The organism is Leptolyngbya subtilissima AS-A7, assembly GCF_039962255.1.
GTDB lineage: Bacteria > Cyanobacteriota > Cyanobacteriia > Phormidesmidales > Phormidesmidaceae > Nodosilinea.
In genome coordinates, this window is the sequence record NZ_JAMPKY010000009.1 from 155,615 (window position 1) to 176,174 (window position 20,560).

Below are 20,560 nucleotides of genomic sequence, written 5' to 3' on the forward strand. Positions count from 1 at the left end.
ATCGCTTTAGCCACGAAGACTAGGATAGCTTTCTTTGCTGGGGCTAGGGCTGCCCCGGTTGGCTGCGGGCGGCGGTGGAGGTAAAACACACCGGTTCTGCCTGGGTGCGCGTACACCAAATTTGAATCATCACCGATGGGTCGTCGGGCGAAACCCACCAGGCCTCAAGCTTGACTACCTGGTTGGCTGGAGGCAGACTGCTGCTTTCGCTAGCGGCGGCTGAGGTAGCAAGGGTGGCCTGAGCTGCCTCTGAATCATTGGTACGAGGGAGCGGCTTCAATTTTTGGGCCGTCTTGGCCAGGGCTGCCTGCAGCTGCGGTGCGGCCGCCCGATGCTCTTGAGGCGGTGGGCTGGGCAGGGGCGACCCTAACGGCAGCATGTTGGTGCGCACTACTCCTGTCTGGGGCGAACCCAAATGAGTGGGAATGTCTGCGTCGGTAGGGGTTGGCGGGTCGGCAAGGTTGAAGGAAGGAGTAACCGCGCTGACCCCAGGCTCCTTCGCCAGGCTAAACCCAGTCGCTGGCTGGCTGAGGTAGCTGTGGCCGTAGGCCGTCAACATGCCAGTGGCCATGCTCAGCGGAATCAGCAGTCGAACCAGGTGACGCTGACGGCCGCAGCGCTTGGTGTAGCGATCGCAGGCCTCCAAATAACGGTTAGCCAGCACCGAGAGCTGCTCGGGGTGAGTCTGCTGAAAAGCTTTTGCCTCGTTAAGGCGAGTTTTGCTCAAGAAATAGTCGGGATGGTTAGGCTGCTCCTGCTGTTGCCATTCTTGGGCTGCACCCTCAATGGTTCGCTGCTGCCTGACCCGTGGCCCCTGGATTTGCAAACATTCTTGCAGTAGCGGCCAGTTGCGAATCAATGCCTCATGGGCAATGTCAAAACAGGGAATGCTGGTGGTGGCTGGCTGAGAATTCAACAGCTCACCCGTAATGGTGAACAGACTACCGTCAGGATCCGCCGGTGCCCATCCGGGCACCGAATGGGCCGCGATATTGCACCTGGGGAACTGTGACTGGGTTTGGGCAACTACCAGCCGGGCTGCTATGAGCTTGTCTAGTACAGCGATCACGGTGGGCTCGGGCATGGCCTCGGTGACCAGCTCAGGCAAAGACACTGAACGGCGAGTCACCATGGCGCCATCGCCTAGGTCACAAAGGCTCAGAAATATGCGCTGGGCAACGGCTTGCTCAGGAGCCGTAAGGCTCTCGTACAGCTCGTTAGCCCGCTGGTTAAGCAAGTGACGAATGCCCCCGATTTTCGCGTAGGCGGCTAGGGTCAAATGCGGCGGCTTGGAGAGGGTGGGGGTGCTTTCTCGCCGCAGCCACAGCTCTTTCAGAACCAGCTGAAGCAGCGCTAAGTCGGCAGGGGCACTGACAATGTCGAGCAGTAGCGTGTAGACCAGGTTGGCGTCATAGCTTAGCCCCACCTTTTCGAGCGGGCCGACAATGGTGGCTTTGAGCTGGTTGTAGGTCATGGCCGGTATGGCCAGGCTGTGGGCCGTCACCAACGCCTGAAAGTCTGGGAACTCGTTTAGGCTCTCAAGGTAGTGGGCCCGTAGACCCAGCACTAAGTGAACCGGGACATGGGCGTTTTGCACTGCTGCTGTCAAGCAATCGATCACCAGGTGGCGATCGCGATCGGAGATTGAACCAGGCGTCAGCAGTGCTTCTATCTGATCAACAGCGAGTACCAGGCGGGCTTCTGGCCCTTGTTCCCCCATCAGGGCTTGGATCAGCTGGCAAAATCCCTCTGCTCCCTGCTGCAAAAACGATTCGGCCCGACGTAGCTGTTCTGCCCGATGCAAGCCCGTAGCACCGGGGTCAACAAAGGCGTCTGCCAGACTGGTGAGGGGCGAAGACCCCAGGGCCAAGTAGCGCAGCGTCCAGGCGGTGGTGCCTTCGCTTTTAGCTAGGCGGGGCAGCAGCCCGGCCCGCAATAGCGAGGTCTTGCCAATGCCTGATGCCCCTGTGACCACACACAGCCGAGACGACTGCACTTGCTCGACTAGGGTTTGCGTGATTTCGTCACGACCAAAGAAGAATTCGCTATGGGCAGCCTCGAAGGGGGCAATTCCCGGAAAGGGGCAAAATCCATAGCGGAGCTTTTGCAGTCTCTCCAGCAGTGGGGGCGGCGTATCTCCGGCCGGGGCAACCATGCCTGACACTCGAGTCAGCACAATCTCGCTGCCAGAGCTTTCAAACAGAGGCTGCTGTAGCTCGCCCTTGAGTTCTCGGTTAACCGTGTCCGTGAGGGAGTGGCCGTTAACAATGCCTCCCTTGATTTTGTAGGGGTTGAGGCCTGACAGTAGCGCCTGGGTGAAGACGCTGTGGTTGCTGTTGAGAGATTCGTAGGCGGCTTCATACTCGCGGGCCGCTGCCATAAAGAGGCGATCGGTGCCGGCTCGGGCACCCGGATCGGCCTCTAGCATGTTAAAAAACTCGCCGCTGTTGCAGCAGTCGAGCAGAATGACTCGTTGACGCACTGGGCTCTCTTGCAACAGTCGCCGCAGCCAGTGCAGCGACAGCCCGTAATGCCCTGCGGCCGGGTTGGCATCGCTAGTTGCTAAATAGCCTTCTTGAATGCCGGCCTGGCGTTGTAAACCGTGGCCAGAATAATAAAAAATGGCGGTTTGAGGAATGGTTTTGCCGGCTGGCTTAAATAGTTTGATGAGCGCTTCTTCAAGTAGCGCTGTGGTCACACCGCCTCGCTGACTAATCTCCGGCTTTTGATGGGTGATGGCCTCTGGAAGCCTGACTACGCGGCATTCAGCGAAGCTTTCTAAGCAGCGGGCCACTGACTCAGCATCGTGGGCTGGTGCCTGCAAAACCGGCAGGTGCTGATAGGCATTGATCCCGACAACAAGCGCATCCCTTGACATTTTCCTCGCACCCTGTTTTGGCGTTCTCTAAATTTGACTGACTAGTAAATAGAAAGGGGAACATAAAAACTTTAGCCATTACTTCAGGTGAGATTTTCAGTGACCCAGCTAATCGAGAACTGTAGAAAACTAGCTCTCAAACTGAGTGCTCACGCCTCAATAGGTTAAGTTTATCTAAGAGGCCAAAATCCTTTAAGAGGGGTTTCACCCCTACGAGAAATATTGAAGGAGCAAACTTTTTTAGGAATAAATCAATCCGTAGATCTGCGTAAACATTCGATTTTTGAGCGCCTTATAGGTTTAATCGCAACAGAGAAATCCGAAAAATATGACGTGCTTTTGTGGGTCAAATCGGCCAACTGGTAGTAGGCTTCCGTAAAATTACAGAGGTAATTTTGTACTTCCGTCATCTGGCCGAAACGAAAGTTTATTTCTTGGTTTCTAAATGCGGGTTCAGGTTTTCGCGAATTTGTTGTCTTTTGAATCGCTAGAGCGACTGTCCAAATGATGTGATTAAGCCCTTGGGATCGCCGATTTGGTGGGCGATCGCCACCAGGGTTTGACATCTCTGCGCTACCGATAGTTTAATTTGGCGGTAATACTCTATATCTAGCCCTATGTCAGAATCACGGCCTAGGGGTTCATTGGTGAAGCCTGACGTAGGGAGGCGGATCCCCATGCGATGCAGCTTGGGTAGAAAACTGGGCGCACTGAGTTTGGGGATGACGCTGGGGGAAGTTATGCACTGCCCGGTGTAGCGAACATATCTTCTGAGTGGTTATAGGAGGGCGAGAGCCTGAGGACGGTCTGCCAATTTGCTGACTTTGCTGCCGCCGTCGCCCTTGTAAATGCGTCTCGTAGAACCCGCTGATAGGTTGGAGCACCACCCCGATCTAGCGATCGCCAACCGCGTCACGCTCTCGGTGACCACCCATGACGCTAAGGTTCGACGAGCCTAGATTTTGCCCTGGCTGAGGAGATCTTTGCGCTGCACAATGGGCAATGTCAGACGCCTTTACATCCGCAACCGCCATGACCCTATCTCCGACCGGCAACCAATGGACCTCGGCCAGCCATGCCCTAGATTATCTAGCCCGGGCTGATACGATTCCGCACCGCACTGAGGGGGAGGCTGTACTGCTGGATCTGGTGCCCAAAACGGCTCGTCGTATTCTCGACCTGGGCACGGGAGATGGGCGGCTCCTGGGGCTGCTAAAAATCGATCGTCCTGAGGCCAGTTGCGTAGCGCTGGATTTTTCGCCGACTATGGTGGCGGCGGTGCGCGATCGCTTCGGCGCAGACCCCAACGTTACTATCGTTAGCCACGACCTGTCTCAGCCTTTACCCAATCTCGGTACCTTTGACGCAGTGGTCTCAAGCTTTGCTATTCACCACCTCGACCATCCCCGTAAGGCAGCCCTTTACGCAGAGATATGCCAAATTCTGGAACCCGGAGGCTGCTTTTGCAACCTAGAGCATGTGGCTTCTCCTACAGAACGGCTGCACCACCAGTTTTTATCGGCCATTGGCTATACCCCTGAAGAAGATCCCTCCAACCAACTGCTGGATGTGGAAACTCAGCTGGGCTGGCTAAGGCAGCTTGGGCTTGACGATGTTGACTGCCACTGGAAATGGCGCGAGATGGCGCTGCTAGCGGGTCTTAAGCCGCTCAAGAGGTGAACTTTAGGCCCAGCTTCCTGGCCAAGTAGTGACTAAGAACACGATCAGGCTAATCAAGGCAAGAATGCCCTGTAAAACATTGCCGACTAGCGTGCCAACCACGATGGCCAAGCCTACCTTGGCTGATTGCTTAACTCGCTGGAGCAGCTTCAGCTCACGGCGGTGCAGAAATTCGCTAATAAAAGCCCCCATAACTGTACCGACCAAAAGCCCGAGTAGGGGAATGCCTGTCGGCAAAAGAGGTAGCAACCCAAAAAGGCCAAAAAACATGCCAATAAAAGCCCCAATTTGACCCCAGTTGCTGGCCCCTACTCGCTGCGCCCCCAGCACCCCAGCCAAGTAATCGATGACAAAGCTGAGGATGAGAGCGGCGATCGCGACCCCCAATGCCCACTTGAGGCCGGCAAACCCAACCACTAGGCCCCAGATCACCATGGCCCCTACAATCAGCGTGATTCCAGGCAGGGCCGGCACTACTGCACCAATTACCCCCACCACCATGATCAGCACCAGCAACCAATATAGGGCTAGATGCCACGCCGCGGTAGTGTCGATCGCTGTGGGTACCTGCACCTGAGCAGGCAAGCTAGCGATGTTGTGACCGATCTGACTCAGGGAGTTGCTGCTGCTGTTGACTAAGCCAGCTACCCACTGGATTACTTGAGAGTAAATCCCAGAGAGGCCTTGTAGGAGCGGTGATGTAGTCGGGTCAAGGGCTGGAAAATCAGGCATAGAAAGCATCCTGGAGAAATGTTGCACCTCTAGGAGCAGGGTGCTGGAGTAATTGCCACAGTCTAAAGCGCATCATAGCCAAAACCAGGGTCACTACTAGGACGGCTGGAGGTGCGGCCATCCATACATCTATATATTTATGCTGGTGATAGCAGCGTATCGATGCCGTCGCTAGATGGAGTGGTCGGAGAGCGTTAGAGTTGGAGGACGCTTTTTCGCCTCCTTGATCTTGGAGCTTTGCCCTGTGCTGCCTAACTCTTGGCTACCCAAGCCCCTGCTGCCTACCTTTAACCCGCCAGCGCCGCTGTTGGTGATAGCCGCTATGGCCTCGACCCAGCTGGGCTCAACCTTGGCCAAGAGCTTGTTCGGTCAGGTGGGACCCTTGGGCATGGTGCTACTGCGGGTGGGGTTGTCGGCCGTGGTGTTAGTGGCTTGGTGCCGTCCCCGTTGGCGTGGGCACCGTCCGGCTGACTACCGGCTGCTAGTGGTTTTTGGGCTGTCGTTGGCGGTGATGAATGCGCTGTTTTACGGTGCGATCGCCCGGATTCCCATCGGCGTTGCGGTGGCGCTCGAGTTTTCCGGCCCGCTGGCGGTGGCGCTGCTGCACTCACGCCGCTGGCTCGACGGATTGTGGGTTGCGCTGGCGGCGGTGGGCATTGTGTTGCTATCGCCCCTCAACACCCCAGCGCTCGACAGTTGGGGGGTGGTGATGGCGCTGCTGGCCGGGGTGGCCTGGGGCAGCTATATTGTGCTGTCGGCCCGCATGGGACAGGCTTTTCGTGGTGGGGAGGGGCTGGCGCTGTCGATGGCGGTGGGTGCATTGCTGCTGCTGCCCGTCGGGATCGCAGCGGAGGGCCGACTGCTGCTGTCACCCCATATTTTGCTGCTGGGGTTGGGGGTGGCGATGCTGGCCTCGACTCTGCCCTATTCTCTAGAGATGACGGCGCTGCGCCGCATGCCGGTGAACGTGTTTGGCGTGCTGATGAGTTTAGAACCTGCGATCGCTGCCGTAATCAGCTTTTTCTGGCTCGGCGAAACCCTGAGCTCAACCATGATTGGTGCCATTGGTTTAGTCACGCTCGCCGCAGCGGGTGTGTCTTTATCCCAGCCTGCTACCAAGGCTGTTTGAGTTGAGCGTGCTGGCAAAAGCGCGCCGCTCTGCTGAACTTAATAGAGTCTTACCTGCCCTACAGCAGGAGTGATCGCCGCCGAGTTCAGGGGAATTCTGGAGTTAATCAACACGGCGGAGGCGGGGTTAACCGGTGGCAACAATCAGTGGAAAACTGCGGCAGGGATGGATCTTAATCATGGGCGTGAGTGCCCTGATGGGTTTAGTGTTCTGCGCTCCTGACTCAGCCCTAGGCAACGCTAATGTCCAGTCCGTTCTGGGCCAAACTGCTGCCGACTCCCTGCTGGCTCAGGCTCGAACAGGCTACCCCCAGCGCCAAGACGCCCAGATCAACGACTACGGCGAGGTGCTGCTACCGGCTGATGCCGCTCACCTGCGAGAGTTGTTGGAGCAGGTTAAGACAATTAATGGCATCGAAATCGTGGTGGTGACAGTGCCTTCAATCGGGGTTTACGAAACCGGGGATGATGCTATTGAAAGTTTTGCCACCAATCTTTTCAACGCCTGGGGCATTGGCGATGCCCAACGCAACGATGGGGTACTGGTGCTGTTTTCAGAGGGCGATCGCGCTGTACGCATTGAGCTAGGTAAGGGCTACAGCCGTGTCTACGACGCTCGCATGCAGACCGTAATTGATGACTACATGCTGCCGCGCTTTCGGACCTCAGCCTACAGCACGGGTTTGTACGAAGGCACTCAAGCCTTGGTCGGACAGCTGACAGGGCCACCGCCTACAGCCCTAGAGAAACTGCCCTGGGGGTGGCTGATTCTCGGCCTAGGCGGGCTCGTTTCTGGTGGGGTTGCGATCGCGGGTTATAAACTGCTGCTTAACCTGTGGCGACCCCAGTGCGAGCTATGCCAGGTGCGAATGACCAATCTGAGTGACACCGAGGCCAAAGCTCACCTAGACGCAGGGCAAATTTTAGAGCTGGAGCTGCAGTCGGTCTTTCACACCGTTGCTGAGTGCCCCCAGTGCCATAAGCACACCGCTCGTCACTTTGATAACTTAATCACTTCCTTTGAGTCCTGTCCGAGCTGTCACTATAAAACGCTAGAAGAGGTGCAGCGAACCACAGTGAAAGAGCCAACCTATTACTCGCCGGGAGAAGCGCTGGCCAAACGGCACTGCCGCCACTGCGACCATAGCGACCAAAAGACCATTACCTTAGCTCAGCTGCATCACAGCCCTAGTTCATCCTCCAGTAGCTTTAGCGGTGGCTCATCCTCTGGGGGCAGCTCGTCTTCGGGGGGTGGGTCGTCTTCGGGGGGCGGAGCCAGCGGCAAATGGTAATTGAACCCTACCTTTTGGCGGTTGACCAATTGCAAAGAAAGGCCGTTGCCTAGACAAACCGCCTGCATTCCGTGGAACACTGTTGCTACACAGGGAATGCATTCTAACGTCGGCTATGAGTCTTTGTATTAACCCAAATTGCCGTCAGCCTAACCATCCCGATAATGGGGGCAGTCCTACCTGCATGGCCTGTGGGTCGGCTCTGGTGCTCCAGGGTCGCTACCGGGTGATGCGGCTGATTAGCAGCGACAGCGGCTTTGGTCGCGTGTACGAGGCTTACGAGCGCAACGTCCCCAAAATTCTCAAGGTGCTCAAAGAGGGCTATAACACCAACGACAAAGTGGTGGAGCTGTTTCGCCGTGAGGCCCAGGTGCTGAGCCAGCTCAACCATCCGGGGGTGCCTCGGATCGAGCCTGAGGGCTATTTTCTCTACTACCCAGCCAATGGTGGCGAGCCTTCTCACTGTCTGTTGATGGAGAAGATCGAAGGCCCCAACCTGAAGCAGTGGATGGTGCAGCAGGGCAACCACCCAATCAGCGAAAAGCAGGCCATGCTGTGGCTCACCCAGCTGACCGATGTGCTCGATCTGGTGCATCAACACAACTATTTTCACCGCGACATCAAGCCCGAAAACATTATGCTGCGCCCCTCAGGGCAGCTGGTGCTGGTCGACTTTGGTGCGGCTCGCGAGATGACCCAAACCTACATGGCCAACCTGGGCGATAGCGGCATTACAACCGTGAGTTCGGCGGGCTACACGCCCCCCGAGCAGGAGCAGGGCCAGGCGGTGCCCCAGTCTGACTTTTATGCCCTGGGTCGCACGCTCATCTATTTAATGACGGCCAAGCTGCCCAACGACCCGGCGATCTACAACTCGCGTACCAATGCGTTTGCGTGGCGATCGGCAGCGCCGCAGATTTCTGCCCCTCTGGCCGATTTGATTGACAATCTAATCGCTCCAGCGGCGGCCTATCGCCCCCAAAACACCGAGGCAATTTTAGAACGTCTGGCCCAGGTGCGATCGCGCCAAGTCTCTGGCCTGCCTCGCTCGACTAACACCACCTCGGCCCCGACCTGGCCCCTAACGACCCTCAACCCCCACGAGGCCCAGACTCTCCCTGAACCCTCGCGCAGCTTTTTGCCCCCCTGGTTAGACCAACGCCCCTGGTTGCTGGCCGGCCTCACGGGGCTAGCTCTGGCGGTGCCCTTGGGCTGGTATGCGCTGAGCCGAGGGGCACTGCCCTTGGCCTTGAGTGACTCTCAAGTGACAGCACCGGCTCTCCAAAATTTGACTGTCAGCCCGGTGGCGGTCCTGACTGGACACGAGAATGATATCTACGATCTATTGCTGCTACGAGACGGCAAAACGCTGATCTCTGCCAGTGCTGACAGCACGGTTCGAATTTGGGATTTGGAGGACAACACCCTGCGTCACACCCTGACCCATGCCAATGTGGTTCAGGCGATCGCCACCACCGTCGATCAGACAACCTTAATTAGCACCGGAGACGATCGCGCCATTCGCTTTTGGTCGCTGCCCGATGGCCAACCCCTAGGACAGATTGACAATGCCCATGGCACGCCCATCCGCGCTTTGGAGGTCAGTCGCAATGGCCGCACGCTGGTGAGTGCTGACAGCGAGGGGAGTATTAAACTGTGGCCTTTGACCAACGCTGCCGGATCCCTAAATTTATCCGGCATGTCGGTGGCTGGTCCTAGCCACACTCTTCAGGCCGATGGCACCCTCAACGATCTGTTGTTCACCCGCGATAACACCATGCTGATCAGCGGCGGTAAAAGCCTCCAGCTTTGGGATTGGGCCAGTTTAAGGGATGGCGCCACGGGTGCGGCTAGTTTGCCCACCACCCTAGAAGGGCATACCAGCTTTGTCAACCGCATTGAAATTACCGACGATGATCAAACCCTAGTGAGTGCCTCAGCCGATCAAAATGTGCTGCTTTGGGATATGGCGACAAAATCCCAAAGCGCAGCGTTGGAAGGTCACCAAGGTTACGTCAACACCCTGCGTCTAGAGGGGCCTCAGCTCTGGAGCGCTGACGCTGACAAAACGATTTTGGTGTGGGATTTGCAGCAAAAGGCTCCGATTCAACGGATTACCGGCTTTGAAACCGATATTTGGCGCTTTGCGGTGCAGCCCAACGGCCAAATTATTACCATTGGCGGCACCCAGCCCTACATTCGGCTCTGGCGTTTAGATCAGCCCCCTGAGCCCTAGCTCTTGGCCACAGTCAAGACTTTGCGGTGGTTAATGTCAAAGCGATCGCCGTGGGCCAGCAGGTGCAGCCGCAGCCCGTGGATGCTGAGCGGGTCGGAGGCGGTAATGTCGGGCTCGTTGGTGTGGGTCATATCGCTGGGGTCGACCACGGCAATCACCCCTTTGCCAATCACTCGAAAGCTACCGTCGCTCTCAAACAGAGCACAGGTGTCTTCGTCAATGCCCAACCCGAGACGGTTGGGCTGCATAGCCATGGCGCTCATTAGCCGGGCCATGCGGTTGCGGTTGTGAAAGTGCTGGTCAACAATCACCTCGGGCACAAAGCCTAGACCGATCGCCATATCCACCAGCGACCGATTGGGCGACTCACCGCTGCCGCCCCCGGCGATCATGTGGTGGCCCATGACAGCAGCCCCGGCGCTGGTGCCGCCAAGGGTAATTTCGCCCAGCTGCGCCCGCTGCCGCACCAGGTTAATTAAGGGAGTGTCGGCCAGTAGGCCGCAGAGGCGCACCTGGTCGCCGCCAGTGATAAAGACACCAGTGCAGGGTTCGACGATGGTTTCCCAGTCGGGGTCTTCGCCCTGGGCGCGATCGCGAATGTCCATCACCACCGTCTTGGGAGCGCCCATTTCGGCAAAAATCTCTTGATAGCGACCCGAGATTGCTACCGGATCCCGCGAAGCGCAAGGAATGATACCAATGCAGGCCGCCGTCCCCCCAGACCGCTCGAAAAAGGTGTGCAAAATCTCTTTGCCGTGAACTTTATCTTCTGCGCCACCAATGGCCAGAATCGCATGGTGCTTGACGGGAGACATGGGCCGCTCAACAAAGGGACGAAAATTGCTACCTAGACTCAATTACTGCATGATAGAGAGCGTTATATACCAAGTCCAGCTCAAGATCTGTAGTTTTCCTACCGGTAGGGCTCCACTTCTGGACTTGGATGACGTTTACTCAACCCATCAGGTCGTTAGGCCTCAGCAGTCTAGGCTATGACAACTGGCATTTCGGGGGCTTCCCATCTGAGAGTAGATGTTGTCAGCCTGTTTCCAGACTTTTTTGTATCTCCCTTAGAGTCAGGGCTGATTGGTAAAGCCCTGGCCCGCCAAATTGCAGAAGTTTATCTTACCAATCCCAGGGACTTTACAACGGACAAGCACCACCGGGTCGATGACGAACCCTATGGCGGTGGTGTAGGCATGCTGATGAAGCCAGACCCAATTTTTGCGGCTGTAGAATCGCTGCCCGTGCTGCCCCGACGCGAGGTGATTTTGCTCACCCCCCAAGGCGAGGCGATGACCCAAGACCTGTTTCGCCATCTCGTCACCCTGGATCAGCTGGTGCTGATCTGCGGCCACTACGAAGGGGTCGATGAGCGCGTCAGCCACCTGCTGACGCGAGAGGTCTCCCTGGGAGACTTTGTGCTCACCTGCGGCGAAATTCCGGCCCTGGCATTGATCAATGGCGTGGTGCGGCTGCTGCCGGGCACCGTGGGTAAAACTGACTCCCTGCGTTTTGAAAGCTTTGAGACCCCGCTGCTCGACTACCCCCAGTACACTCGCCCCGCCAGCTTTCGCGGCTGGGAGGTGCCGGAGGTGCTGCGCTCGGGTAATCACGAGGCGATCGCCCAGTGGCGCAGGCAGCAGCAGATCGAGCGCACACGGCAGCGGCGGCCCGATCTATATGAGCGGTGGGTGGAGGAGTGTGGGGAGTAGGTGGGTAGATGGGTGGATGGGTAGATGGGTAGGAGGGTGGATGGGTAGGAGGGTGAGGGGATAATCATGCAGGACGTAGGGTGCATTAGCGAAGCAATGCACCGTTTAGGAAAGCGTATTCATCCAAAGAATTTAAGAGATATAGGGACGAGAACTTATGGGGATCAGGATTGGCAACGGGTACGACATTCATCGGCTAGTGGAAGGGCGATCGCTGATTCTAGGCGGCGTTACCATCCCGCACCACCTGGGGCTGGATGGCCACAGCGATGCTGATGTGCTGACCCACGCGATCATGGATGCGCTGCTGGGAGCCCTGAGTTTGGGCGATATTGGTCTCTACTTTCCCCCCGGCGATCCTGAGTGGGCAGGGGCCGACAGCTTAAAGCTGCTAGCGCAGGTGAATGCAATGGTGCAGGAGCGGGGCTGGCAGGTGAGCAATATTGACTCAGTAGTGGTAGCCGAGCAGCCTAAGCTAAAGCCTCACATCGAGGCGATGCGATCGCGCCTAGCGGGCCAGCTAAGCCTAGCTCCCGATCAGGTAGGGGTTAAAGCGACCACTAACGAAAAACTCGGCCCCGTAGGACGCCAGGAGGGAATCGCCGCCTATGCCGTGGCGCTCTTAACAACCGCTAGCTAGGAGGCTTTCTCCCACAAGCGTTCTACAGGATGCTAAAAATTTAGCTCACGCGAGGCGGGAACCTTTTGTTTTGGCGTGGGTCAAACCACTTTGTAAAATCTTTATGGCCAGTCCGCAGTAGATGTAGATTTGACGACACAACTCTCGGCAATGGTTGTAAAAGATACTTAATCTGTTCGAGAAACCCGTAAACTTACTTTATAATATCTTCAAGTTTGACAAGGTTTTGAAGCGGAATTTGCGGTAATGGCCGTGTATCTACTGCTGAGCCTCGATCTAGGTCTGGTCTCGAAGCTAATCCAAGTGGGTTAGTAGCTGTAGGTGCTGGTTTTTGTCCCAGAGACAAAGGGGTAGGGCTCAAATGACTAACGTCATGCAATCGCTGGTGGCAACGGGCCACACCATTCGTGGAGTTTGTTATGCCAAATCTAGCTATTTAAACCAGGCGATCGCAGCACTGTCGGCCATTCCCCCCGAGCGGGTAGGTCTAAACGGCGAATACGACTACTACGGCTTGGCTAAGCGCATTAAAGCGAGCTACCACAGTCAGGTCGGGCGCGATGCTGTCAAGCAAATCACTGTCAAGCAGCGCGGCTCGGCTGTCATTCTCAGCGGCCAGGTAGACACCCTAGACTTGCTCGATCAGCTAGTTAATTTAGCGCTGCATACCGAAGGCGCAACCCACGTCGAAGTGCACGACGTGCAGGTTAACGTTCTAGAGCTAGCCCAACCAGCACGGGTGGCTTAAGCAAGCTTCAACAGACCCAGGGTTTAGGGTTTAAGGTATCTGGTTTAAGGCGGGTTATGACCCAGACGCCTTGAACCCCTGCTTACCTGTCACCTTTGGTTTGGCAGACTACCAGGTTGTTATGCCATGGGCGTTGAGCCATCGTTGACTGTCAGACGCAGGGCAGACAGCACAAGAATGACTAAGAATAGCCCCAGCCCAATGGTGCAGGCGTAGCTGATTTCGAGCTTTTGGAAGGCCTGCTCGTAGATGTAGTAGACCACGGTTTTAGAGCTGTGACGCGGACCGCCCTGGGTCATGATGTAGACCTCCTCAAAGACTTTGGTGGCGGCGATCGCCGAGATTACGCTCACCAGCACCAGGTAGGGCCGCATCAACGGCAGCGTAATATCCCAGTGGCGTCGCCAGCCGTCAGAGCCATCCAGCGCTGCCGCCTCGTACAGGTCTTGGGGAATGCCCTGGAGCCCTGCCAGATAGATCACCATGTAGTAGCCCAGCCCCTTCCACACCGTCACCACCATGACGCTAAACAGCGCCAGGGCTGGGCTGGTGAGCCAGGGAATACCGTTCTCCGTCAGTCCCAAAGATTTGAGTACTTGGTTAAACAGGCCGGTCTCGGCGTAGAGCCAGCGCCAGGCAATGCCTGCCACCACCATCGACACCACCACCGGAGAATAGTAGGCTACCCGCAGCCAGTGAATGCCCCGAAGCTGTCGGTTGACTAAGATCGCCAATCCCAGCGGCACAAAGGTCAAGATCGGCACGACTCCAGCTAGATAAATCAGGGTATTGCGTACCGTCTGCCAGAAAATTGGGTCGGTTCTCAGCCGCTGCACATTGGCCCAGCCTACCCAGGTGGGGGCCGCCGTCAGGTCAACTCCAAAGGTGGTAAAGCTCAAATAAAACGCCCGCAGCGCTGGCCAAAACACCGAGATCCCCAAGGCTACCAAGGCGGGCAGCAAAAACAGGTAGGGAATCACCTGTTGAGGGACTGTAATGCCCAGGGGCCAGATTTTGCGGGGGGCCGAACGCGGGGAGGCGGTCATAGATTGCCGACAAGCATGGAGAACTGAGTCTAACTACAGAATTACATAACCGCAGCAGCCCGATCCCATAATGGGAAAACATACTTGAAGGGTGTATGAAGAAACAGTGTTTTTAGGGGTTTAGATCGCCTTGGAGCTCGGGATTAATGAAGGTGAGGGCGTTTTATGTAGCGACTACCTTGCCACGTCGACCAGCAATATAGCGCGAAACGACACATCAAAGCCCCATCTACAGCCCTACTAAACGCCTCCATCGAGCCACCTACTGTTGTGGTGGAGGACACCAATGGCTAACGATCTACAGGCCACAAAACGCTTAGTTGAGATTATTCGGGATTTATGCTTTGCCCCTAGCCTAGACATTCTGATGACCCTGGTGGGGGTAGCTGCTCGCGAACTCACCCATGCTGACGGGGCTACTTTTGTACTCAAGGAAGGGGATCAGTGCTTCTACGCCCACGAAAACGCAGTGGCCCCCCTGTGGAAGGGGCAGCGGTTTCCGCTCTGTAGCTGTATCTGTGGCTGGGCGATTAACCACAAACAGGCCGCCATCATTGAAGACGTGTACAGCGATGCGCGGATTCCGGTAGAGGCCTATGCTCCAACCTTTGTGAAAAGCCTGACCGTGGTGCTTATGCGTCAGGACAATCCGGTGGGTGTGATCGGTGTGTACTGGGCTGAACGCCATCAACCCCTGACCGAGGAAGTTGAGCTGCTGCAAGTCTTGGCCGACACCACCGCCACTGTGCTCGATCGCCTCCTCGGTCAAGAGTTGCCAGAGGTGGAGGCGCGATCGCAGCTCGAAGTGCTTGAGCATACCAATGCCAAACTGCGGGCTGAGGTCTTGCAGCGCCACACCATCGAAGCCGAGCTAACGCGGCTTTCGCTCACCGATGGCTTAACCGGCTTGTATAACCGTCGTGGCTTTTTTCTGCTGGCCAATCCACTGTTGCGGCAGGCCCATCGTCAGCAAGAGTCAGTGACAGTCTTCTTTATTGATGTTGACTATCTCAAGCCGGTCAACGACCACTACGGCCACGAAGCAGGCGACTGGCTGATTTTGGGCGCCGCCGCCAGCCTGCACAAGACCTTCCGCGAGGGCGATATTTTGGCGCGGCTAGGGGGCAGACAATGATCTACCCTATCCCCTCTCAATGAGTGTGGGCCAAGCGGTAAGCCAGAGGGAGGGTAGCAACCTAACGTTGAATCAGCTGGTCTCCCAGGCCGATGCCGCCATGTATACCCAAAAGCAGCGCAGACGGCAGCTCAACATCGCCGAAATCAAGGCCTTTCAGCGGTGGGGCGTTTGATTACAGAGCACGGGTGTAGAAGACCAGTCGGATCCCGTCGCGGGTTGACTAGTTCAACAGCGGCGTCAGATCTAGATGCTCGCTGACCGCTTCAGTGAGTTCATTGAGAATGGCCTCGCGCTGTTCGCGGTAGTTGGGGATGCCGGTGGGCAGTGACCCCAGACCCCGCTGCTGGCGCAGACGATTGAGCCAAGCCCGCCGCCAGGGGCCGTTGTCGAAGATGCCGTGCAGGTAGGTGCCCCACAGCGACTGGCTGACATCGACTACGCCTAGACTGCGGTCCTCAAATAGAAACTCGAACTTGGTGCCCTTTTCGTCTTGCCCCTCGGAGAGGAGGAGTTGGGTGCGGCCCTGGTGCAGCTCGTAGCCCGACACCGGCAGCCCCTCCTGGGGAAATCGGGAGCTGACGGTGCGCTGGCGGGCAATCTTTTGCTGGGTAATGACTGTTCTCAGCGGGAATAGATCGAGACCGGGGAAGCGGCCTTCGTGGCCCTCAATGCCTTCGGGATCGGCTAAGAACTGCCCCATCATCTGGAAGCCGCCACAGACGCCCATCACCGTGCCCCCAGCAGCCACATAGTTTTGGATTTCTTCGGCCATGCCGGTGCGCTGCAAAATTAGCAGGTCAGCGATGGTGGTCTTGGTGCCGGGGATAATCACCGCGTCGGGGTAGCTGAGTTTTTCTTTAGGGCTGAGATAGACGACCCGCACGTTAGGCTCGGCTTCCAGCGGGTCAAAGTCGGTGAAGTTAGAGATGCGCGGCAGGCGAATGACGGCGATGGTAATGTCGGCCTGCTTTTTGCTGCCGGGGGTGCGATCGAGCAGGCTGAGGGAGTCTTCGGCAGGCAGGGCATTTTCAATCCAGGGCACGACGCCGAGGACGGGAATGCCGGTGCGCTCTTTGAGCCAGGCTAGACCGGGCTCTAACACCTCACGCTGTCCGCGAAACTTGTTGATGATGATCCCTTTTACCAGGGCGCGCTCCTCAGGATCCATCAGCTCTAGGGTGCCGATGATGTGGGCAAACACGCCACCGCGATCGATGTCGGCCACTAGCACGGTGGGGGCGTTGAGGTGCTTGGCGATGCGCATGTTGGTGAGGTCGCGATGTTTGAGGTTGACCTCCACGGGGCTACCGGCCCCTTCGCAAACCAAAAAGTCAAAGTCTTGGCTGAGGCGGGTGAGGCTTTCTTGAATGGCCTGCCAACCCTGGTCAAAGAAGTTTTCGTAGTACTGCATGGCGGTGGTGCGCCCCACGGCCCGGCCCTTGAGAATGACCTGAGAGGTCATGTCGCCCTGGGGCTTAAGCAGAATGGGGTTCATCTCAACCTGGGGAGGCACGCCTGCGGCCCAGGCCTGTACTGCCTGGGCATAACCCATTTCGCCACCGTTAGCGGTGACGTAGGAGTTGAGGGCCATGTTTTGCCCTTTGAAGGGGGCGACCCGCCAGCCCCGCCGGCTAAGAATGCGGCAAAGGGCCGTGGTAATCAATGATTTACCCACGTGGGAGGCTGTTCCCACTACCATGATTGCTCTCATGGAGCGTCTCCAAAGTTGAATGAGTTCGATGGTAGGGCCAGAGCCGGAGTAAATTTACTTGCCGAGCCGTAGCCACTGTCTATGCAGATTCTTCAGGAACAACGCAACCCATCAGGACGATATAGCCCTGCTACCAGCTGGGCGATGATAACCGGCCTAGAAGGGCCAGCGCACCCACCGGCACCATGCATTATAAAGATGATCGCCCAGGGTGGGGCGATACTGAGCCGGACTCAGGGGGGATAGGTGCTCAAACACCTGCCGCCCCATGGGGGTGAGACGAAAGCTGTCGGTGAGCCCCTGGCCGTCGACTTCGCGACGCAAGATGCCCACGGCGATCAGCCACATCATCTCGTTTTCGGCCTGGAGCTCGGCTAGATTTCGACGGCTGTAGCGGCTTTTGACCCCGGCTGGTCCACTCACCTGGCGAATGGAAATGCTCTGCAATCGCATATCCGCTAGCAGATCTAACCGAAAAGAAGAGCACCGAAAGGCGCGTTCGGCCCGCTTGAGCGATCGCCGGGGATAGCGAAGGGCAATGGCGTAATCAGACTCAACTGGGGCCATGGGTTTAGAAAATGTGACTGCCTTAAATTGTAGGTTTATTTCACCGTCAGTCGGGCGAAAAACGGCGAAGAATTCTGCCTGTCCGAATAGATCTAAGTGCAGCTCAGGATCCGTAGTTTTTACGGGAAAAACTCTACTTTTGGACCTGAATTTGGTTTAAAGGAGGATTTAGTAACAGCGGTTACTTTCTAATGGTTGAGCAATTGCTAAGCCTATTAGTGCATCAACCGTCGACTTAAGTCGCCAGTCACTCAACCAGTTCTAATAGCCAAACGGTTTCTAGGGTTCCGGCTTGCCGCCGCTGCGGTGGAGCGTCTGGTCCGAGAGAAACCGCCAGATCAGTCACTGGCCCCGCTTCAACAGCAGGGCTCACGGCATCTGGTACACGGCGGGATAAAAGCCCGGGAGGATAGCGAAGCATTGCTTGGCCATTCTCTCGGGCTGCTGTGTTTCATAACGTTTTTTCTCCTGTAGCACCTATTCACCACCCATCCGCCCATCCACCCATTTACCCCTACCCACCTATGGCCCACCCGCTAACTCCTGAAATCGAAGCGCTGAAATCCTCTTTGGAGCATAAAGGCGTCAAGTACGCCCTGGCCAGCTATGTGGATATCCACGGCATGGGCAAGGCCAAAATGGTGCCTCTGGCTCACCTGGGTCAAATGATGGCGGGTTCAGAGCTGTTTACCGGCGCGGCCCTCGATGGGGTGCCCCAGGAGATTAGCGATGAGGAAGTGGCGGCAATGCCCGACCCGGCCTCGGCTACGGTGCTGCCCTGGAAACCCGAAGTCGCCTGGTTTGCCAGTGATCTGTACCTTAAGGGACAACCCTTTGAGGCATGCTGCCGCACCATTCTCAAGCAAATGCTGGCCAAGGCAGCGGCGATGGGGTTTACCTTTAACCTGGGCATCGAGACCGAGTTTTTCATGCTCAAGGAAAACGCTGACGGTAGCTTTGGGCCGGTGAGCGATCGCGACCACCTCGCCAAACCCTGCTACGACCTACCCAGCCTGCTCGACAACGCCCCCTGGCTGAGCGAACTGGTGGAATACATGAACCAGCTCGGTTGGGATGTCTATTCCTTTGACCACGAAGACGCCAACGGCCAGTTTGAGACCGACTTTGCCTACAGCGACGCCCTGACCATGGCCGATCGCCTCACCTTCTTTCGGCTGATGGTGAAGGAGATCGCCCGCAAACACGGCTATTTCGCCAGCTTTATGCCCAAGCCCTTCGGCGATCGCACCGGTAGCGGCGCCCACTACAACATGTCTTTGGCCGATATCCAGACCGGGCAAAACCTGTTTGAAGACCCGGACGACCCACGCGGCTGCAAGCTCTCTAAGCTGGGCTACCAGTTTATTGCTGGGGTGCTGCGCCACGCCAAGGCGATCTGCGCCGTCACCTGCCCCACGGTCAACAGCTACAAGCGGCTGCTGCGCCAGGGCAGCATGTCGGGCTTTACCTGGGCCCCGGTTTACATCTGCTACGGCAACAACAACCGCACCAACATGCTGCGCATTCCCCTGGCGGGAGGCCGGGTCGAGTGCCGCGCTGCCGATATTGCCACCAACCCGTATCTGGGGGCCGCAATGATTCTCGCCGCCGGGCTAGAGGGCATTGCTGAGGGGATTGATCCCGGTGACCCCCACACCGAAAACATGTACAACTACTCCCTAGCTGACCTGCAGGCGATGGGCATCGACATGCTGCCTCGCACGCTGCAAGAGGCGATCGACGCCTTTGAGGCCGACTCGCTCAGCCAGGCCGTGATGGGGCCGCTGATGTACCAGACCTACATTGATTTTCGCCGTCGGGAATGGGAGGAGTACCACACCCACATTTCTGACTGGGAAATTAAGCGGTATCTCAAGTTTTTCTAGCGCTCGCCCCTCGCTCCAGGGTGTCCCAAACACCCACAGCTTTCCCTGTAGTTTTTGAGTCTCAAACATCCACCGCCATGAAACGACGTACCTTTTTACCCACGCTGTTTGCCTTTTTTTGCAGCCTGCTGATTACCGTTAGCTGTGCTCAAAACGCGCCCCAGGCCGATGCCCCCGCCGATGCCCCTGCGACTGCTACAGCGGGGGAACCCATAAAGCTCGGCTACAGCAGCTGGGCGGGCTGGTGGCCCTGGGCGATCGCCGAAGAAGAGGGCCTATTTGAAAAGAATGGGGCCAACGTCGAGCTGATCTGGTTTGACGGCTACCTAGAATCAATCCAATCCCTAGCCGCCGGGCAACTCGATGCCAACAGCCAAACCCTCAACGACACCATCTCCTTTGCCGGGGATGCCGTCAACGGCATGGTGGCGGTGCTGGTCAACGACAACTCCGCCGGTAACGACAAGGTAATTGGGGCTGAGGGCATCGACACCGTCGCCGATCTGGCTGGCAAAACCGTAGCCCTAGAGGAGGGCGTAGTGGGCGACTTTTTGCTCAGCCTGGCGTTGGAAGATGCTGGGCTAACCCGAGACGATGTAGAAATCAAGAATTTGGAAACCGGGGCTGCAGCCACGGCCTTTGCTGCCGAGCAGGTAGATGGCTTTGCCGGCTGGGTACCCTTCTGGGAAACGGCGCTTTCGCGCGAAGGCAGCAAAGAGCTGGCGAGCTCGGCAGATTACCCGGGCGCGATTCCTGACCTGCTGGTGGTGACCCAGAAGCTGATCGACAGCCGCCCTGACCAGGTGCAAGCCCTGGTGAATACCTGGTTCGACATTCTGGCCTTTATTGAGGAAAACCCTGAGCGGGCCAACGAGATCATGGCCAAGCGAGCCAGCGTCAGCGACACCGAGTTTGAGAAGTATACCGAGGGCACCAAAATTTTCACTCTAGATGAAAACTTAGAAGCCTTTAGCGCAGGCGGTGACGACATGAAATACATGCCCTACGCCGCTCAGAAAATGGCCGAATTCATGGTGGAGCTTAAGTTTATCCCCGAGTCCCCTGACCTAGAGGCCATTCTCGATGACCAATTTATTAAGGCCTACACCGCCAAGAAGTAGCCGTTGATGCAAGCCCCGATCGCCGTTCTGTGGATGATGGGG

The 20,560-nt window shown here is 57.0% G+C and carries 19 protein-coding genes and 1 riboswitch; of the genes, 12 read left to right on the top strand and 7 right to left on the bottom strand.

The features are described 5' to 3' along the window. Positions 1 to 43: 43 nt before the first annotated feature. Both NC979_RS19240 and NC979_RS19245 read right to left on the bottom strand, forming a co-directional pair. Positions 44 to 2,878: an nSTAND1 domain-containing NTPase gene (locus NC979_RS19240; RefSeq protein ID WP_190516620.1), complete on the bottom strand. Its 2,835-nt coding sequence runs from the start codon at positions 2,876 to 2,878 to the stop codon at positions 44 to 46. Between the two features lie 487 nt (positions 2,879 to 3,365). After that, positions 3,366 to 3,557 (bottom strand): hypothetical protein, encoded by a 192-nt coding sequence (locus NC979_RS19245; RefSeq protein WP_348253803.1) that lies wholly within the window; start codon positions 3,555 to 3,557, stop codon positions 3,366 to 3,368. A 169-nt stretch (positions 3,558 to 3,726) separates the two neighbouring features. Between NC979_RS19245 and NC979_RS25495 the strand changes: the two genes are divergently transcribed. Both NC979_RS25495 and NC979_RS19250 read left to right on the top strand, forming a co-directional pair. Beyond that, positions 3,727 to 3,837, top strand: coding sequence for a 4a-hydroxytetrahydrobiopterin dehydratase family protein (locus NC979_RS25495; RefSeq protein WP_488656489.1), 111 nt, complete (start codon positions 3,727 to 3,729; stop codon positions 3,835 to 3,837). Positions 3,838 to 3,910: 73 nt separating this feature from the next. Then, on the top strand, positions 3,911 to 4,558 hold the full coding sequence (locus NC979_RS19250; RefSeq protein ID WP_190516624.1) for a class I SAM-dependent methyltransferase: 648 nt from the start codon (positions 3,911 to 3,913) through the stop codon (positions 4,556 to 4,558). A gap of 3 nt (positions 4,559 to 4,561) precedes the next feature. On the opposite strand, the gene NC979_RS19255 is transcribed toward NC979_RS19250, so the two are convergent. Next, entirely contained in the window at positions 4,562 to 5,290 is a 729-nt protein-coding gene (locus tag NC979_RS19255) for a DUF456 domain-containing protein (protein WP_242023918.1), read from the bottom strand. 244 nt (positions 5,291 to 5,534) lie between these two features. On the opposite strand from NC979_RS19255, the gene NC979_RS19260 reads away from it, so the two are divergent. From NC979_RS19260 to NC979_RS19270, 3 genes are all read left to right on the top strand, one after another. Continuing rightward, entirely contained in the window at positions 5,535 to 6,419 is an 885-nt protein-coding gene (locus NC979_RS19260; protein WP_347403902.1) for an EamA family transporter, read from the top strand. Between the two features lie 133 nt (positions 6,420 to 6,552). Next, positions 6,553 to 7,710, top strand: coding sequence for a TPM domain-containing protein (locus NC979_RS19265; protein ID WP_190516628.1), 1,158 nt, complete (start codon positions 6,553 to 6,555; stop codon positions 7,708 to 7,710). 115 nt (positions 7,711 to 7,825) lie between these two features. After that, positions 7,826 to 9,946, top strand: coding sequence for a serine/threonine-protein kinase (locus NC979_RS19270; RefSeq protein WP_190516630.1), 2,121 nt, complete (start codon positions 7,826 to 7,828; stop codon positions 9,944 to 9,946). Here NC979_RS19270 and NC979_RS19275 read toward each other — a convergent pair. Then, on the bottom strand, positions 9,943 to 10,761 hold the full coding sequence (locus NC979_RS19275) for a cyanophycinase (RefSeq protein ID WP_190516633.1): 819 nt from the start codon (positions 10,759 to 10,761) through the stop codon (positions 9,943 to 9,945). The genes NC979_RS19270 and NC979_RS19275 overlap by 4 nt on opposite strands. A gap of 177 nt (positions 10,762 to 10,938) precedes the next feature. On the opposite strand from NC979_RS19275, the gene trmD reads away from it, so the two are divergent. From trmD to NC979_RS19290, 3 genes are all read left to right on the top strand, one after another. Next, positions 10,939 to 11,661 carry a tRNA (guanosine(37)-N1)-methyltransferase TrmD gene (trmD, locus tag NC979_RS19280; RefSeq protein WP_199308716.1) on the top strand — a complete coding sequence of 241 codons (723 nt, stop codon included), beginning with the start codon at positions 10,939 to 10,941 and terminating at the stop codon, positions 11,659 to 11,661. 157 nt (positions 11,662 to 11,818) lie between these two features. After that, positions 11,819 to 12,301: a 2-C-methyl-D-erythritol 2,4-cyclodiphosphate synthase gene (gene ispF / locus NC979_RS19285; RefSeq protein WP_190516635.1), complete on the top strand. Its 483-nt coding sequence runs from the start codon at positions 11,819 to 11,821 to the stop codon at positions 12,299 to 12,301. Positions 12,302 to 12,662: 361 nt separating this feature from the next. After that, positions 12,663 to 13,049, top strand: a complete 387-nt coding sequence (locus tag NC979_RS19290) for a phospholipid-binding protein (protein WP_190516637.1) — start codon at positions 12,663 to 12,665, stop codon at positions 13,047 to 13,049. Positions 13,050 to 13,168: 119 nt separating this feature from the next. On the opposite strand, the gene NC979_RS19295 is transcribed toward NC979_RS19290, so the two are convergent. Further along, entirely contained in the window at positions 13,169 to 14,095 is a 927-nt protein-coding gene (locus NC979_RS19295; RefSeq protein WP_190516639.1) for a carbohydrate ABC transporter permease, read from the bottom strand. A 286-nt stretch (positions 14,096 to 14,381) separates the two neighbouring features. Here NC979_RS19295 and NC979_RS19300 point away from each other — a divergent pair, with 286 nt between their 5' ends. After that, positions 14,382 to 15,230, top strand: a complete 849-nt coding sequence (locus NC979_RS19300) for a GGDEF domain-containing protein (RefSeq protein WP_199308717.1) — start codon at positions 14,382 to 14,384, stop codon at positions 15,228 to 15,230. Positions 15,231 to 15,249: 19 nt separating this feature from the next. Beyond that, entirely contained in the window at positions 15,250 to 15,405 is a 156-nt protein-coding gene (locus NC979_RS19305) for a nucleotidyl cyclase domain-containing protein (protein ID WP_199308718.1), read from the top strand. Between the two features lie 48 nt (positions 15,406 to 15,453). On the opposite strand, the gene cobQ is transcribed toward NC979_RS19305, so the two are convergent. Both cobQ and NC979_RS19315 read right to left on the bottom strand, forming a co-directional pair. Next, complete coding sequence (cobQ, locus tag NC979_RS19310) at positions 15,454 to 16,944, bottom strand: cobyric acid synthase CobQ (RefSeq protein ID WP_190516642.1); 1,491 nt, start codon at positions 16,942 to 16,944, stop codon at positions 15,454 to 15,456. A gap of 156 nt (positions 16,945 to 17,100) precedes the next feature. After that, positions 17,101 to 17,511: an Npun_F0494 family protein gene (locus NC979_RS19315; protein WP_190516644.1), complete on the bottom strand. Its 411-nt coding sequence runs from the start codon at positions 17,509 to 17,511 to the stop codon at positions 17,101 to 17,103. A gap of 268 nt (positions 17,512 to 17,779) precedes the next feature. Next, positions 17,780 to 17,921, top strand: a riboswitch (guanidine-I (ykkC/yxkD leader). A 114-nt stretch (positions 17,922 to 18,035) separates the two neighbouring features. On the opposite strand from NC979_RS19315, the gene glnT reads away from it, so the two are divergent. Both glnT and NC979_RS19325 read left to right on the top strand, forming a co-directional pair. Beyond that, a complete protein-coding gene (glnT, locus tag NC979_RS19320; RefSeq protein WP_190516647.1) occupies positions 18,036 to 19,397 on the top strand; it encodes a type III glutamate--ammonia ligase in 1,362 nt (453 codons plus the stop codon). A 77-nt stretch (positions 19,398 to 19,474) separates the two neighbouring features. Next, positions 19,475 to 20,518, top strand: a complete 1,044-nt coding sequence (locus tag NC979_RS19325) for an ABC transporter substrate-binding protein (protein ID WP_190516649.1) — start codon at positions 19,475 to 19,477, stop codon at positions 20,516 to 20,518. Positions 20,519 to 20,560: the final 42 nt, after the last annotated feature.

Excerpts from the sequence above, each read along its gene's own strand:
- NC979_RS19240 (WP_190516620.1), bottom strand. The coding sequence starts at position 2,878 with ATGTCAAGGGATGCGCTTGTTGTCGGGATCAATGCCTATCAGCACCTG.
- NC979_RS19305 (WP_199308718.1), top strand. The coding sequence starts at position 15,250 with ATGAGTGTGGGCCAAGCGGTAAGCCAGAGGGAGGGTAGCAACCTAACG.
- NC979_RS19270 (WP_190516630.1), top strand. The coding sequence starts at position 7,826 with ATGAGTCTTTGTATTAACCCAAATTGCCGTCAGCCTAACCATCCCGAT.
- NC979_RS19315 (WP_190516644.1), bottom strand. The coding sequence starts at position 17,511 with ATGGCCCCAGTTGAGTCTGATTACGCCATTGCCCTTCGCTATCCCCGG.
- NC979_RS19275 (WP_190516633.1), bottom strand. The coding sequence starts at position 10,761 with ATGTCTCCCGTCAAGCACCATGCGATTCTGGCCATTGGTGGCGCAGAA.
- NC979_RS19245 (WP_348253803.1), bottom strand. The coding sequence starts at position 3,557 with ATGGGGATCCGCCTCCCTACGTCAGGCTTCACCAATGAACCCCTAGGC.
- NC979_RS19300 (WP_199308717.1), top strand. The coding sequence starts at position 14,382 with ATGGCTAACGATCTACAGGCCACAAAACGCTTAGTTGAGATTATTCGG.
- NC979_RS25495 (WP_488656489.1), top strand. The coding sequence starts at position 3,727 with ATGCGTCTCGTAGAACCCGCTGATAGGTTGGAGCACCACCCCGATCTA.
- ispF (WP_190516635.1), top strand. The coding sequence starts at position 11,819 with ATGGGGATCAGGATTGGCAACGGGTACGACATTCATCGGCTAGTGGAA.
- NC979_RS19250 (WP_190516624.1), top strand. The coding sequence starts at position 3,911 with ATGACCCTATCTCCGACCGGCAACCAATGGACCTCGGCCAGCCATGCC.
- cobQ (WP_190516642.1), bottom strand. The coding sequence starts at position 16,944 with ATGAGAGCAATCATGGTAGTGGGAACAGCCTCCCACGTGGGTAAATCA.
- glnT (WP_190516647.1), top strand. The coding sequence starts at position 18,036 with ATGGCCCACCCGCTAACTCCTGAAATCGAAGCGCTGAAATCCTCTTTG.
- trmD (WP_199308716.1), top strand. The coding sequence starts at position 10,939 with ATGACAACTGGCATTTCGGGGGCTTCCCATCTGAGAGTAGATGTTGTC.
- NC979_RS19295 (WP_190516639.1), bottom strand. The coding sequence starts at position 14,095 with ATGACCGCCTCCCCGCGTTCGGCCCCCCGCAAAATCTGGCCCCTGGGC.
- NC979_RS19325 (WP_190516649.1), top strand. The coding sequence starts at position 19,475 with ATGAAACGACGTACCTTTTTACCCACGCTGTTTGCCTTTTTTTGCAGC.
- NC979_RS19255 (WP_242023918.1), bottom strand. The coding sequence starts at position 5,290 with ATGCCTGATTTTCCAGCCCTTGACCCGACTACATCACCGCTCCTACAA.
- NC979_RS19290 (WP_190516637.1), top strand. The coding sequence starts at position 12,663 with ATGACTAACGTCATGCAATCGCTGGTGGCAACGGGCCACACCATTCGT.